Below are 13,383 nucleotides of genomic sequence, written 5' to 3'. Positions count from 1 at the left end.
CGTGAGCGGTCGCACACGGCGGGCTACCGATCGGACGGGCGACGGGCTGTCGATGGGGCGGGTGAGGGGCTGCCGATCGGACGGGTGGGGGCTACCGATTTGATTGAGGGGCAGAGGGCGCCGGTACCCTGAAGCATTCGCTCTGAAGCAACTCGCTTCGTCGCCCGTCGTCGTAATGAAGAGAGCACCGTGGCCGCCGACAAGATCGACACCATCGTCAGCCTGAGCAAGCGCCGTGGCTTCGTATTCCCCTGCAGTGAGATCTACGGCGGTCAGCGGGCCGCCTGGGACTACGGACCGCTGGGTGTCGAGCTCAAGGAGAACCTGAAGCGCCAGTGGTGGCGCTACATGGTGACGTCGCGCGAGGACGTGGTCGGTATCGACTCGTCCGTCATCCTGGCTTCCGAGGTCTGGGTCGCGTCCGGCCACGTCGCCACCTTCACGGACCCGCTGACCGAGTGCACGTCCTGTCACAAGCGGTTCCGCGCGGACCACTTGGAGGAGGCGTACGAGGCCAAGAAGGGCCACCTCCCGGAGAACGGCCTCGCCGACATCAACTGCCCCAACTGCGGCAACAAGGGCCAGTTCACCGAGCCCAAGCAGTTCTCGGGCCTGCTCTCCACCCACCTCGGCCCGACCCAGGACTCCGGCTCCGTCGCCTACCTGCGTCCCGAGACCGCCCAGGGCATCTTCACCAACTTCTCGCAGGTGCAGACCACTTCGCGCCGCAAGCCGCCGTTCGGCATCGCCCAGATGGGCAAGTCGTTCCGCAACGAGATCACGCCCGGCAACTTCATCTTCCGCACCCGTGAGTTCGAGCAGATGGAGATGGAGTTCTTCGTCAAGCCGGGCGAGGACGAGAAGTGGCAGGAGTACTGGATGGAGCAGCGCTGGAACTGGTACACCGGTCTCGGCCTGCGCGAGGAGAACATGCGGTGGTACGAGCATCCGAAGGAGAAGCTCTCCCACTACTCCAAGCGCACCGCTGACATCGAGTACCGCTTCCAGTTCGGCGGCAACGAGTGGGGCGAGCTGGAGGGTGTCGCCAACCGGACGGACTACGACCTCAGCGCCCACTCCAAGGCCTCCGGCCAGGACCTCTCCTACTTCGACCAGGAGGCCGGCGAGCGCTGGACCCCGTACGTCATCGAGCCGGCGGCCGGTGTCGGGCGCGCGATGCTCGCCTTCCTGCTCGACGCCTACGTCGAGGACGAGGCCCCGAACGCCAAGGGCAAGCTGGAGAAGCGCACGGTGCTGCGCCTGGACCACCGCCTCGCCCCGGTGAAGGTCGCGGTGCTTCCCCTGTCGCGGAACCCCGAGCTGTCCCCGAAGGCCAAGGGCCTCGCCCAGGCGCTGCGGCAGAACTGGAACATCGAGTTCGACGACGCCGGCGCCATCGGCCGCCGCTACCGCCGCCAGGACGAGATCGGCACGCCGTACTGCGTGACGGTCGACTTCGACACCCTTGAGGACAACGCGGTGACGGTGCGCGAGCGTGACTCGATGAAGCAGGAGCGGGTGTCCCTCGACCAGATCGAGGGGTACCTGGCCCAGCGTCTGATCGGCTGCTAGCTCCCCCTAGCTCCCCCTAGCTCCTTCTCGCACGGCTATTGGCCCTTGATACGGGTCCCCTTGTGGACCTGTATCGAGGGCCTTCGTGTCACCAGGCTGGGGCGCATGAGCCTCGCCTTCCTCCTCACCACCCTCGTCGTGGTCGCCACGCCCGGTACCGGCGTCGTCTACACGCTCGCCGCCGGACTCTCCCGCGGGCGCCGTGCGAGCGTCGTCGCGGCGTTCGCCTGCACGCTCGGCATCGTGCCGCACGTCCTGGCCACCGTCACTGGTCTCGCCGCCCTGCTGAACGCCAGTGCGGCGGCCTTCCAGATGCTCAAGTACGCCGGTGTCGCCTACCTCCTGTACATGGCGTGGGCCACGCTCAGGGACAAGCGGGCGATCGCGGTCGACGAGGCCGCCGCGCCCCTTTCCGCCGGGCGCACGATCGTCCAGGGCGTGCTGATCAATCTGCTCAATCCGAAGCTGACGATCTTCTTCTTCGCGTTCCTGCCGCAGTTCGTGAGCCCGGGCGACCCGCACACCCTCCCGCGGATGCTCGCGCTGAGCGGTGTCTTCATGCTCGCCACGTTCGTGGTGTTCGCCGGGTACGGGGTTCTCGCGGCGTCGGTGCGCAGTCAGGTGATCTCGCGGCCCCGGGTGATGGCGTGGCTGCGGCGGAGCTTCGCGGGGTCGTTCCTGCTGCTGGGGGCGAAGCTGGCGACCGCCGAGCGGTGATCGGCGCATGGCGCATGGCGAATGACGCATGGCGAATGACGCATGGCGAATGACGCATGAGGCGTGACAGGTGACAGATGACAGATATTGAAATCTGTTAGCTGTCATGTCATGGTGGATGCATGACCACACAGACCCGCATCCTCGGAACCACCGGCCCCCAGGTCTCCGCCCTCGGCCTCGGCTGCATGGGCATGTCCGCGCTGTACGGCGAGGCCGACCGCGCCGAGTCCGTCGCGACCATCCACGCCGCCCTGGAAGCCGGCGTCACCCTGCTCGACACCGGCGACTTCTACGGCATGGGCCACAACGAACTCCTGATCGGCGAGGCCCTGCGGAGCGCCCCCGCCGCCCGCCGCGAACAGGCCCTCGTCAGCGTGAAGTTCGGCGCCCTGCGCGACCCCGACGGCGGCTGGAGCGGCTACGACGGCCGGCCCGCCGCGGTGAGGAACTTCGCCGCCTACTCCCTCCAGCGCCTCGGCGTCGACCACATCGACGTCTACCGGATCGCCCGCCTCGACCCGGCCGTGCCGATCGAGGAGACCGTCGGCGCCATCGCCGAACTCGTCGAGAAGGGGTACGTCCGCCACGTCGGCCTCAGCGAGGTCGGCGCCGACACGATCCGCCGGGCCGCCGCGACCGCCCCGATCTCCGACCTCCAGATCGAGTACTCGCTCATCTCCCGCGGCATCGAAGGGGAGATCCTGCCCACCACCCGCGAACTGGGCATCGGCATCACCGCGTACGGCGTGCTGTCCCGCGGGCTGATCTCCGGCCACTTCACCCCCGAGCGGCAGCTCGCCGCGAACGACTTCCGGGCGATCTCGCCCCGCTTCCAGGGCGACAACCTCCGGCACAACCTGAACCTGGTCGAGGCCCTGCGCAAGATCGCCGAGCAGAAGGGCGTGAGCGTCGCGCAGAGCGCCATCGCCTGGGTGCTGTCGCGGGGCGAGGACGTGGTGCCGCTCGTCGGCGCCCGCACCCGGCAGCGGTTGACGGAGTCGCTCGGCGCCCTCGACGTCACGCTGGACGCGGCCGACCTCACCGCGATCGAACAGGCCGTGCCGGCCGACGCGGCCGCCGGTGACCGCTACCCCGCCGCCCAGATGTCCCACCTCGGCACCGAGTAGTGCCGCGGGGGCCAGGTACGGTCTCCCTCATGGCCGCCACCTCCGAAGCCCTGACCGCCGAGCGCATCCTCGAAGCCACCGAGGAGGTGCTGCGCCGCCACGGACCGGCCAAGGCCACCGTGGTCGACGTGGCCCGCGCGCTGGGCGTCAGCCACGGCAGCGTCTACCGCCACTTCCGTACCAAGGCGGCGCTGCGCGAGGCGGTGACCAAGCGGTGGCTGGACCGCACCTCGCAGGTGCTGTGCGGGATCGTCGCCGCGTCGGACCGCGACCCGGAGGACCGGCTGCGCGCCTGGCTGCTGGCGCTCTTCGACGCCAAGCGTCACAAGGCGGGCGACGACCCCGAGCTGTTCGCCACCTACACCGTGCTCACCACGGAGCACAGCGACGCCGTCGACGAGCACATCGCCGACCTCACCGGCCAGCTCGCCGACATCGTCCGCGCGGGGGTGGAGTCCGGGGACTTCACCGCGGCGGACCCGCTCACCGCGGCCCGCGCGGTCTTCCAGGCCACCGGCCGGTTCCACGACCCCGGCTACCACCGGGAGTGGGTGCGGCCGGGGGTCGACGCCGAGTTCGAGGCCGTGGTGGAGCTGCTGGTACGGGGGCTTCGGGTCTGACGGTTCACTCGTTTCTGGTCGCCCGCCCCAGGAACGTCGCCGCGCCCGGCTCCGGCACCTCGATCTCGTGGAAGCCCATACGGTCGTAGAAGGCGCGGGCCCGGGTGTTGGTCGTCGCCATGACCAGGTGGACGGCCGGGACGCCGGCGTCGTGGAGGGCCCGGAGGAACGTCCGCATCAGGGCCCGGCCGTGGCCCTTCCCCTGCCACTCGGGCAACAGGTCGATGTGCAGATGGGCCGGGTAGGCCGCCAGCTCCGGCAGGACCATTCGCTCGGGGTCGTGCAGCAGCTTGGCGATCTCCTCGTCGGGGGTGCGGGGCGGGCCCTCGGGCGCCGGGTAGCTGTCCGCGACCGTCGGCAGCCACTTCGCCCGGAACTCCGCTGCGAAACGGGGCGTGTCGGCGGTGCCGAGGATGTATCCGACGGCCTCCCCTTCGCCGTTGTCCAGAACGAAGGCCAGCTCCGGTTCCAGGTGCACGTACGGCACCGCGAAGGTGGCCGGGAAGACGCCGGGGTCCGTGTAGAAGGGGCGGCTGTCCTCGCCGTTGTGGGCGGTACGGATGCAGATGTCGTCGAGGGCGGGGAGGTCGTCGGGGTGGTAGGGGCGTACGGCGGGTATGTGGGTCACGGTTGGCATGGTGCCGGGTCTGGGAGCGCTCCCACAAGGGGGCTCCGTCAGGCTGCCGACGGATCCACCGTCGCCTGGTGCGCCTGCGCCAGATGCTCCTCCGCCTTCAGCCACGGCAGGAACTGTGCCGAGGCCCGCCATCCACAGGTCTCGCATCTGATCGTGCGCTGCACTCCGCTTCGCTGCACCCGCACGGTGTGCTCGCGTCCGTGCTGGTCCCAGCGGGTGACCTTGCTCGTGTCGATCGGCGGCATGACGTCTCCAGGGTTCAATAGTATGGTTAACTAATGAATTGTGCCGGGCTGTCGCACGGCACAATAGAGGAATGTCCACGACCGCCTCGCCCCTGCAGATCGGGCCGCACACCGTTCAGCCGCCCGTCGTCCTGGCTCCCATGGCCGGGATCACCAACGCGCCCTTCCGCACGCTGTGCCGGGAGTTCAGCGGGGGCAAGGGGCTGTTCGTGAGCGAGATGATCACGACTCGGGCGCTGGTCGAGCGCAACGAGAAGACCATGCAGCTGATCCACTTCGACGCGAGCGAGAAGCCTCGGTCGATCCAGCTGTACGGCGTGGATCCGGCGACCGTCGGCAAGGCCGTCCGCATGATCGCGGAAGAGGGTCTCGCCGATCACATCGACCTGAACTTCGGGTGCCCGGTGCCGAAGGTGACGCGGAAGGGCGGGGGGTCCGCGCTGCCGTACAAGCGGAACCTGCTGCGGGCGATCCTCCGGGAGGCCGTGTCGGGGGCTGGGGATCTGCCGGTCACGATGAAGATGCGCAAGGGCATCGACGATGACCACATCACGTATCTGGATGCCGGGCGGATCGCCGTTGAGGAGGGGGTCACGGCCATCGCGCTGCACGGCCGTACTGCCGCCCAGCACTACGGCGGCACGGCCGACTGGGACGCCATCGCACGGCTGAAGGAGCACGTTCCGGAGATTCCCGTGCTCGGCAACGGCGACATCTGGTCGGCGGAGGACGCCGTGCGGATGGTGCGGGAGACCGGGTGCGACGGGGTCGTGGTCGGGCGCGGGTGTCTGGGGCGGCCGTGGCTGTTCGCGGACCTGGTGGCGGCGTTCGAGGGCCGTACCGACTTCCGGCGTCCCGTGCTCCGCGAGGTCGCCGACGTCATGGTCCGGCACGCGTCCCTGCTCGGGGAGTGGATCGGCGACGAGGCGCGCGGGGTCATCGACTTCCGCAAGCACGTGGCCTGGTACCTGAAGGGGTTCGCGGTCGGTTCCGAGATGCGCAAGCGGCTGGCGGTCACGTCTTCGCTGGCCGAACTCCGGGCGGGGCTGGACGAGTTGGATCTGGATCAGGCCTGGCCGGTTGGTGCGGACGGGCCCCGTGGGCGTACGTCCGGCAACAATCGGGTGGTGCTGCCGGACGGGTGGCTGAAGGATCCGTACGACTGCGCGGGCGTGAGCGAGGATGCGGAGCTGGACACGTCCGGGGGGTGAGGTGGGGTGCGGGTAGCGCCTTCGGTGGGGTGGTGAGTCGGGGCCGCGCCGGGGGGTGTCCGTCCTCGGTCCGCCGGTCCGGTTGTTGGCGGGATGCCGTTTCTTTTCGCCGTCCGCTGCGGGCGGACACCCCCCGACACGTCCCCTTCCCGCCGTACGCGGGTGCTGGTGCGCCCCGACAGGGGCGCGGGGAACTGCGCGATCAGCCCCCGCGCGCCCGCGGTCAGAGCGGCTCTTGGCGGGGTTGAAGGGGCGGCAGCCCCTGGGGGCGGGATGGGTGCGGCGGGGGTGCTGGTGCGCCCCGGCAGGGGCGCGGGGAACTGCGCGACCAGCCCCCGCGCACCCGCAGTTAGAGCGGCTCCTGGCGGAGTTGAAGGGGCGGCAGGGGCGCGGGGAACTGCGCGATCAGCCCCCGCGCACCCGCGGTCGGAGCGGCTCCTGGCGGGGTTGAAGGGGCGGCAGCCCCTGGGGACGGGATGGGTAGGGGCGGCGGGGGCGAGGAGCCTCGGTGGTCAGTTGGTCGCGGGGTGCGGGGTTGAGCCGTAGGCCTTCAGGAAGCGGTCTCGGAAGGTGTCCATCTTCCAGACCGGGGCGTCGGGGGCCGGCTTCAGGCCGTCCGTCCAGTTCCAGGCGGTGATGTTGTCCAGGACCTCGGGGTCCTTGGCGACGATGGACACCGGTACGTCCCTGCTGGCGTTGTTGCCGCTGACGCGGGCGATCGGCTGGTGGTCGCCGAGGAAGACCAGGACCGTGTCCTTCGTGCCGTAGCGCTCCAGCCACTGGGTGAGGGCGGTGACCGAGTACTCGATCGACTTGCCGTACTCCTCGCGGGACTTGGTGGTGTCGGAGACGATGTCCTGGGGGTTCTTGCCCGCCTTCTGGATGGGGGTGAAGAGGGAGCCGTCGCCCAGGTCGTCCCAGTCGACCAGCTTCGGGATCGGGGCCCACGGCTGGTGGCTGGAGGTGAGGATGATCTCCGACATCAGCGGCTTGTCGCGTTTTTTGCTGTTGACCAGGCGTTGGAAGGCCTCGAGTGCGTACTGGTCGGGCATTGTGGACCAGCTGAACTTCGGTCCCTCGTAGCCGAGTTGGAAGGCGTTGTAGACCTTGTCCAGGCCGTGGAAGTCGGCCTCCGGCCAGGCCTTCTGGACGCCCGGCATGATGCCGACGGTGTCCCAGGCGCCTGTCTTCTGGAACGCCTTGGTGAGGGTGAGGTGGTCGCCGGACGTGACCGTGCGGTAGCGCTGCTGGTTGTCGATCCACAGGCCCGACAGGAACGTGGAGTGGCCGAGCCAGCTGCTGCCGCCGTACGTCGACGAGGTCAGCCAGCCGCTCTTGGCCCGGTAGCCCGCCTTCTCCAGCGCCGCGGTGCGGGTGTCGAGGGTCCTGCCGACGCCGGGCGCCATGATGTCGTCCTCGATCGCGCTGCGGCCGTAGCTCTCGATGAAGGCGAAGACGACGTCCTTGCCGCGCAGGTCGGGGACGAGCTGGGCGCCGGGGGTGGCGCCGAAGGTGTCCTCCTTGGCCTCCTTCGCGAAGGCCGCCTCGTCCCGGAGGGTGTCCTGGACGCGGCGGGCCTGGATCGTCAGGGCCGACACGGCGCGGTCGGAGGCGATCGGCATGCCAGCCAGCTGGAGGCCGAGGGTGGTGCAGGTGATCCAGACGGTGCCGGCGATGAGGGTGGCCTTGCTTGCCGACTGCTTGTGGGCGGCCAGGACTTGGGCCAGGCGGACCGTTGCCAGGGCCGTGGCGAGGAGGAGGAGTACGACCAGGGCTACGGCGGCGATGGCGGCGAGCGTCGCCGTGGTGCCGCCCATCGAGTCCGCCATGTACGTCTGGGCGTCGTCCAGGAGGGACCAGTCCAGGACGAGGTTGAAGCCGCGGCCCAGGTAGGCGCGGAAGCCCATGTCGAGGAGGTTCAGGACGGTCAGCGCGCCGAGGGTGGTGCCCATGACGGCGGCCAGGACGGTGCGGGGGCGGCGGGGGAGGGCCAGGAGGATCGCCGCGCCGATGATCGCCTCTCCGGGGATGCGGGTGAACCTGTTGAGGCGCAGGGCGGCGACGCTGTTGGGGAGGAGGAGGGAGGCGAGGACGAGGGCCGCGGAGAGGGTGGTGAGGATGAGGGGCCAGGGGATGCGGAGGTGGTGGGTGGGGGTGTTGGTGGGTTCCTCGGGTGCGGGTGCGGGGTTTTCGGGTGCGGGGGTTTCCTGTGGTTGGCGTAGACGCGTGAAGACCGGCACCCGAAGGTCCTTCCGTGCGTGACCCGTTGGTGGAACGTGGGGCGGGCCCGGGGCCCGTCGTCATGTCGTACGGGTCCGTGCCCGCCCCTGTTCACAGGGGCGGGGAAACGCTCGGCAAACGGGGGGTGACCGTCTACGCCCCTCCCACCGCCGTCAGCAGGGCCAGCGGTGCCGCCGCCGACCTTGACTCGCGTACGCACGCGTGCGGGTACGGGACCGGCTCGGCGTGGACATCGCGGCCGTAGCCGGCGAGGACTTCCGGGAGCCGGTGTCCGGTCACCGTGGCGGCGTCGACCAGGGCGTGGGCCACCGCGCGGGCCTCGTCGTGCAGGCCGTAGCGGGCCAGGCCCAGGGTGATCAGGGCGTTGTCGTGGGGCCAGACCGAGCCGCGGTGGTAGGAGAGGGGGTGGTACGCCGGTTGGCCCGCCGCGAGCGTGCGCACGCCCCAGCCCGAGAAGAAGTCCGGTTCGAGGAGGCGGCGGCCCACCTTCTCGCCGTACTCCTTGTCCAGCAGGCCGGACCAGAGCAGGTGGCCGGCGTCCGAGGCCAGCGCGTCCACCTGGCGGCCCTCGCCGTCGAGCGCGAGGGCCGGGAAGGAGCGGTCCGGCATCCAGAAGTCCCGCTGGAAGCGGTCGCGGAGGTCGCCCGCCGCCTGTTCGAGGAGGGCGGCGTACGTCTCGTCCTCCCACACCGTGCGCGCGAGCCAGGCCGTGCGGCGCAGGGCGTCGTACGCGTAGCCCTGGGCCCCCGCCGCCATCACCGGACCGCTTGCGCGGGTGCCGTCGGACCAGCAGATGGCGCCGGGGGAGTCCTTCCAGTTCTGGTTGGCCAGACCGCCCTGGTCGGCGCGGTACACCAGGTAGCCGCGGGAGGTCAGGCCGCCGTGGTCCAGCATCCAGGCGATCGCCGCGCGGGCGTGGGCCTGGAGGCGCCGGGCCATGGCGGCGTCCCCGGTCTGCTCCACGTACGCGCCGAGCAGGACGAGGAAGAGCGGGGTCGCGTCCACCGAGCCGTAGTAGCGGCCGAAGGGGACCTGGCCGAAGTGGGCCAGCTCGCCGTGGCGCACCTCGTGCACGATCTTGCCGGGCTGGGCCACCGAGGCCGCCCCGGTCTCGGTGGCCTGTGTCGCGGCCAGCGCGGGGAGCGTGGCGGCGGCCAGGTGCGGGCGGTAGGGGAGGGCGAAGAGCGAGGTGAGCAGGGCGTCCCGGCCGAGGAGGGTGAGGAACCAGGGGGCTCCGGCGGCGGGTACGCGCAGCTCCTCGCCGTCCGGTCCCGTCGCCGTGACCTGGAGCGAGGCCAGGTCGGCCAGGCCGCGGGCGCAGGCGGCGGCCAGCTCGGGCCAGCCGGTCGGGAAGGCCACGTCCTGGACGAACTCGCCTTCCAGGGTGAGGAGTTGTTCGTTCAGGTCGGCGGGGGAGCGGGGGACGCGCAGGGCCCGTTTGTCGCCGTGCGGGCGGGCCATCACCCGTAGGGACAGCTCGGCGGTGCCGTGCGGCTCCAGGTCCAGGGTCCAGACGAGGCGGCGGGCGCCGGTGCCGGTCTCCTCGACGCCGTCCGGGGCGGGCTCCGCCGAGACGGTCGTGCACGAGCGCCACTCGCCGCGCTGGTACGTGAACTCAACGCCGTGGTCGAGGACTTGACGGGAGCGGGTGGCGCCCGTCTTGAGGTAGGTGCGGTAGTCCGAGCGCAGCTCGAACTGGTCGGTGAAGTCGGCGTCGGCGGTGATGGCGAGGCGGAGGGTGGTGGGCACCGGGCGGTTGCTCGTCACGCGGAGCGATTCGACGAACGCCCCTTCCCCTACGGCCTGTTCGCGGAAGAGCGTGTACGCGGGCGGCTCCTGGCGTCCGCCGCGCGGCACCAGGACGCAGCGGGCCGTGTCCCCGTCCGCCACGGGGGTCAGGGCCTCCGGGACCGCCCCGTCGACCGTCAGCTGCCAGCGGCTCAGGTGGCGTGCGTCCCGCACGAACAGTCCGTCCGGGGAGCCGCTGCCCCGGACGCCGCTGATGTCCCCGCCGTCACCGACGGCGGCGAACGTCCCCCCGTGCACGAGCAGATGATGCCGGTCCGTCATCCCCGGTCCCCTCCCTTGAACTTCCTGACGCCGTGCATGTTCCCTGCGGGGCAGGTCCTGGCCGGCGGCTCATGTCGCCGGCACACGGCCCCGCTCACCGGCATGGAACAGGCACTGTTTCTTCGCTGCGGCCCGGTCCGTCGGACAGGCCCTCGTCGTGCAGCAGGTCGAGCGTGAGCGCGGCGGTCCAGCCGAAGTCGGCGGTGCCGCAGGCCTCGCCGGTGTACGGATCGACGTACTCCGCGAAGCCGGATGTGTCGGCGAGTTCCAGCACCGCCTCCCGCAGGCCCTCGGCGAGGGGTCGCTCGCCGTGGGTGCGCAGGCCGCGCTCCAGCAGCCACGCGGTGTTGAACCAGGCCGGGCCCCGCCAGTAGCGGTGCGGGTCGAAGGCCTCGCCGAGCAGGTCGTAGCTCGGGACGAGGCGGGTGGTGGCGCCGAGGCCGAAGTGCGGGCCGCGGGTGGTGCGGACCAGGGCGGCGGTCACCTCGCGGGGGAGCGTGGGCAGCAGGAGGGGGATCAGGCCGGAGACGCTGCGCTCCGGGACGAGGTCTCCGCTGCGTACGTCCCGGCAGAAGAACATGCCCCGGGCCGGGTCCCACAGGCGGTCCAGCAGGGCCGTCGTCAGGCGTTCCGCGCGGGCGTGGCGGGCCGTGCCCGTCGCGCCCAGGTCGTGGGCGATGCGGGCGAGGGCGTGCTCGGAGGCGATGAGGAGGGCGTTGAAGGACGGGTCCTCCACGGCGAACTCGCCTCGTCCGTCCGCGTACTCGGCGTCCCGGTAGTCCGTCGCCAGGCGGACGTATCTGCCGTAGTCCAGGTCCGTCGGGCGGTCCTCGGGGGCGCCGTGGTCCAGGTCGGCGCGGCGGAAGGAGCGGGCCGGTGCGGGCGTGATGCGGGTGAGGGGGGCGTCCCAGCAGGGGCTGTTGTCCATACCCTGTTCCCAGGGGTGCACGACGGAGGCGAGGCCCCCGCCGCCGAGGTCGCGGCGGTGCAGCAGATAGCGGTGCCAGGCGGCCAGTCGGGGATAGACCCGGGTGAGGAACCCTCGCGCCCGGGACAGTCCCGGGTCGGCGCAGTGCACCAGCCAGGCCGCCAGCGCGTGCACCGGTGGTTGCACGATTCCGGAGGTCTGGACGGTGCGCGGGGCGCCCGCAGCGCGCCCCGCGGTCGAGGAGCGCCAGAAGTCGGGGCTCGGGAAGTACGCGCCGAGCGGTACGGAGGGGTTGAAGACGATGTGCGGGATGCGCCCGTCGCCCCACTGGGCGTCCAGCAGCGTCTCCAGCTCCGTCTGGGCCCGTAACGGCGACAGGTGCCGCAGGCCGATCGCGATGAACGCGGAGTCCCACGACCACTGGTGCGGATACAGGCCGCGTGAGGGGACGGTCGACGCGCCGGTCCAGTTGTCCTCCAGGACGCGGGCGGCTCTGGCGTGCAGCGACTGCGCCTCGACGGCCGGATCGTATGCAATGCCGCCCTGCGTGGGTCGGGCGATGAGCTGGGCGGTGCGATCCACTCGGGGCTCCCCGAAGACGAGTCGGCCGATCGGTTCGGCAGTGGCTACCGTAGGGTTACGTCTATTTAACACGCAAAACTCAATATGTAATGCAGGCTTGGAAAACACAAGGGGGTGCGCATGACTGGTCGCGGTCAGGTCAGCGCCGGCGATCTGCTCGAACTGGTGCGCAGCGGCCGGGCCACGACTCGTGGTGCCCTGCAACAGGTCACCGGCTTGTCCCGGGCCACCGTCGGGCAGCGTCTGGACCGGCTCTTCCGGGCGGGCTGGCTGCGCGAGGGGGCCGGCGGGCCGGTGGACTCGCCGCTCGGCGGGCGCCCCTCCATCACGCTGGAGTTCGACGACGCGCACGCGGTCGTGCTCGCCGCCGACCTCGACACCCGGCACGCGCGCGCCGCCGTCCTGACGCTCACCGGCGAGATCCTCGCCGAGCACGGCGGCACGCTGGTGGTCGAGGACGGGCCGGAGGCGGTCCTCGGGGAGCTGGGGCGCTGGTTCGCCGAGCTGCTGGAGAAGGCGGGACACCGGGCGGACGAGGTCTGCGGCATCGGGCTCGCGGTGCCCGGGCCGGTCGACAGCGAGACCGGCCGGGTCGTCCAGCCGCCGATCATGCCGGGCTGGGACGGCTACGACATAAGAGGCCGCCTCGCCAGATCCTTCCGCGAGCACACCGGGGCCGCCCCGGTGCCGGTCCTCGTCGACAACGACGCCAACCTCATGGCCTACGGCGAACAGCGCGTCGGCTACCCGGACTGCTCGGCGTTCATGCTGGTGAAGGTGTCCACGGGCATCGGCGCGGGCGTCGTCGTGGGCGGCACGGTGTACCGGGGCATCGACGGCGGCGCGGGCGACATCGGGCACATCCGGGTGGGCGCCGAGGCGCTGTGCCGGTGCGGGTCCTACGGCTGTCTCGCCGCCGTCGCGAGCGGCGGCGCCGTGGCGCGGCGGCTGGCGGAGGCCGGGGTGCCGGCCGCCTCCGGCTCGGACGTGCGGGACCTGCTGACGGCCGGGCATCCGGAGGCGCTGGGCCTCGCCCGGGAGGCGGGCCGGCAGGTCGGGGACGTCCTCGCGACCGTGGTCACCCTGCTGAACCCCGGTGTGCTGATGATCGCGGGGGATCTCGCCGGGACCGCCTTCCTCACGGGTGTGCGTGAGCTGCTCTACCAGCGGGCGCTGCCCCGCTCCACCGCTCATCTGGAGGTCGTCACCTCGCGACTGGGCGAGCGGGCGGGGCTGGTGGGCGCCGGGGCGATGGTCGTGGAGCACCTGTACGCCCCGGAGCGGGCGGAGCAGCGGCTGGCGGCGCTCGGGGTCTGACGGCCGCCTCGTGTGACGAGCGCGTTTCCGTTGTGGGGCCGTCCGGAGCGGTGTCCGGATGGTGAAATTCCGGGGGGCGCGGGCGCGTGATTCTCGCCACGCTTGATAGGGGT

At 71.3% G+C, this 13,383-nt stretch carries 11 protein-coding genes; 6 read left to right on the top strand and 5 right to left on the bottom strand.

Features of this window, described 5'->3' with window-relative positions:
- Positions 1–189: 189 nt before the first annotated feature.
- The 4 genes from ICC28_RS02415 to ICC28_RS02400 all read left to right on the top strand — a co-directional run bounded on the left by ICC28_RS02415 (position 190) and on the right by ICC28_RS02400 (position 4,039).
- Entirely contained in the window at positions 190–1,572 is a 1,383-nt protein-coding gene (locus ICC28_RS02415; RefSeq protein WP_188286665.1) for a glycine--tRNA ligase, read from the top strand.
- 105 nt (positions 1,573–1,677) lie between these two features.
- Complete coding sequence (locus ICC28_RS02410) at positions 1,678–2,289, top strand: LysE family translocator (protein ID WP_188286664.1); 612 nt, start codon at positions 1,678–1,680, stop codon at positions 2,287–2,289.
- Between the two features lie 122 nt (positions 2,290–2,411).
- The gene (locus ICC28_RS02405) at positions 2,412–3,419 is read left to right on the top strand and encodes an aldo/keto reductase (protein ID WP_188286663.1); all 1,008 of its coding nucleotides are present in this window, start codon (positions 2,412–2,414) and stop codon (positions 3,417–3,419) included.
- Between the two features lie 29 nt (positions 3,420–3,448).
- Entirely contained in the window at positions 3,449–4,039 is a 591-nt protein-coding gene (locus ICC28_RS02400; RefSeq protein WP_188286662.1) for a TetR family transcriptional regulator, read from the top strand.
- 4 nt (positions 4,040–4,043) lie between these two features.
- On the opposite strand, the gene ICC28_RS02395 is transcribed toward ICC28_RS02400, so the two are convergent.
- Together ICC28_RS02395 and ICC28_RS02390 are read right to left on the bottom strand one after the other, a co-directional pair.
- Positions 4,044–4,667: a GNAT family N-acetyltransferase gene (locus ICC28_RS02395; RefSeq protein WP_188286661.1), complete on the bottom strand. Its 624-nt coding sequence runs from the start codon at positions 4,665–4,667 to the stop codon at positions 4,044–4,046.
- Between the two features lie 47 nt (positions 4,668–4,714).
- Complete coding sequence (locus ICC28_RS02390; protein ID WP_188286660.1) at positions 4,715–4,921, bottom strand: hypothetical protein; 207 nt, start codon at positions 4,919–4,921, stop codon at positions 4,715–4,717.
- A 71-nt stretch (positions 4,922–4,992) separates the two neighbouring features.
- On the opposite strand from ICC28_RS02390, the gene dusB reads away from it, so the two are divergent.
- Positions 4,993–6,132, top strand: coding sequence for a tRNA dihydrouridine synthase DusB (gene dusB, locus ICC28_RS02385; protein WP_188286659.1), 1,140 nt, complete (start codon positions 4,993–4,995; stop codon positions 6,130–6,132).
- A 512-nt stretch (positions 6,133–6,644) separates the two neighbouring features.
- On the opposite strand, the gene ICC28_RS02380 is transcribed toward dusB, so the two are convergent.
- From ICC28_RS02380 to ICC28_RS02370, 3 genes are all read right to left on the bottom strand, one after another.
- Complete coding sequence (locus ICC28_RS02380) at positions 6,645–8,372, bottom strand: CDP-alcohol phosphatidyltransferase (RefSeq protein ID WP_188286658.1); 1,728 nt, start codon at positions 8,370–8,372, stop codon at positions 6,645–6,647.
- A 133-nt stretch (positions 8,373–8,505) separates the two neighbouring features.
- Positions 8,506–10,443, bottom strand: coding sequence for a glycogen debranching N-terminal domain-containing protein (locus tag ICC28_RS02375; protein WP_188286657.1), 1,938 nt, complete (start codon positions 10,441–10,443; stop codon positions 8,506–8,508).
- A gap of 94 nt (positions 10,444–10,537) precedes the next feature.
- Positions 10,538–11,953 (bottom strand): MGH1-like glycoside hydrolase domain-containing protein, encoded by a 1,416-nt coding sequence (locus tag ICC28_RS02370; RefSeq protein ID WP_188286656.1) that lies wholly within the window; start codon positions 11,951–11,953, stop codon positions 10,538–10,540.
- 120 nt (positions 11,954–12,073) lie between these two features.
- On the opposite strand from ICC28_RS02370, the gene ICC28_RS02365 reads away from it, so the two are divergent.
- Positions 12,074–13,270, top strand: coding sequence for an ROK family protein (locus tag ICC28_RS02365; RefSeq protein ID WP_188286655.1), 1,197 nt, complete (start codon positions 12,074–12,076; stop codon positions 13,268–13,270).
- The last annotated feature ends 113 nt before the right edge of the window (positions 13,271–13,383 follow it).

It is taken from the genome of Streptomyces sp. TRM68416, assembly GCF_014596915.1.
Taxonomy (GTDB): Bacteria; Actinomycetota; Actinomycetes; order Streptomycetales; family Streptomycetaceae; genus Streptomyces.
This window is presented reverse-complemented; position numbering and strand designations above follow the sequence as displayed.

Excerpts from the sequence above, each read along its gene's own strand:
- ICC28_RS02410 (WP_188286664.1), top strand. The coding sequence starts at position 1,678 with ATGAGCCTCGCCTTCCTCCTCACCACCCTCGTCGTGGTCGCCACGCCC.
- ICC28_RS02405 (WP_188286663.1), top strand. The coding sequence starts at position 2,412 with ATGACCACACAGACCCGCATCCTCGGAACCACCGGCCCCCAGGTCTCC.
- ICC28_RS02400 (WP_188286662.1), top strand. The coding sequence starts at position 3,449 with ATGGCCGCCACCTCCGAAGCCCTGACCGCCGAGCGCATCCTCGAAGCC.
- ICC28_RS02390 (WP_188286660.1), bottom strand. The coding sequence starts at position 4,921 with ATGCCGCCGATCGACACGAGCAAGGTCACCCGCTGGGACCAGCACGGA.
- dusB (WP_188286659.1), top strand. The coding sequence starts at position 4,993 with ATGTCCACGACCGCCTCGCCCCTGCAGATCGGGCCGCACACCGTTCAG.
- ICC28_RS02375 (WP_188286657.1), bottom strand. The coding sequence starts at position 10,443 with ATGACGGACCGGCATCATCTGCTCGTGCACGGGGGGACGTTCGCCGCC.
- ICC28_RS02365 (WP_188286655.1), top strand. The coding sequence starts at position 12,074 with ATGACTGGTCGCGGTCAGGTCAGCGCCGGCGATCTGCTCGAACTGGTG.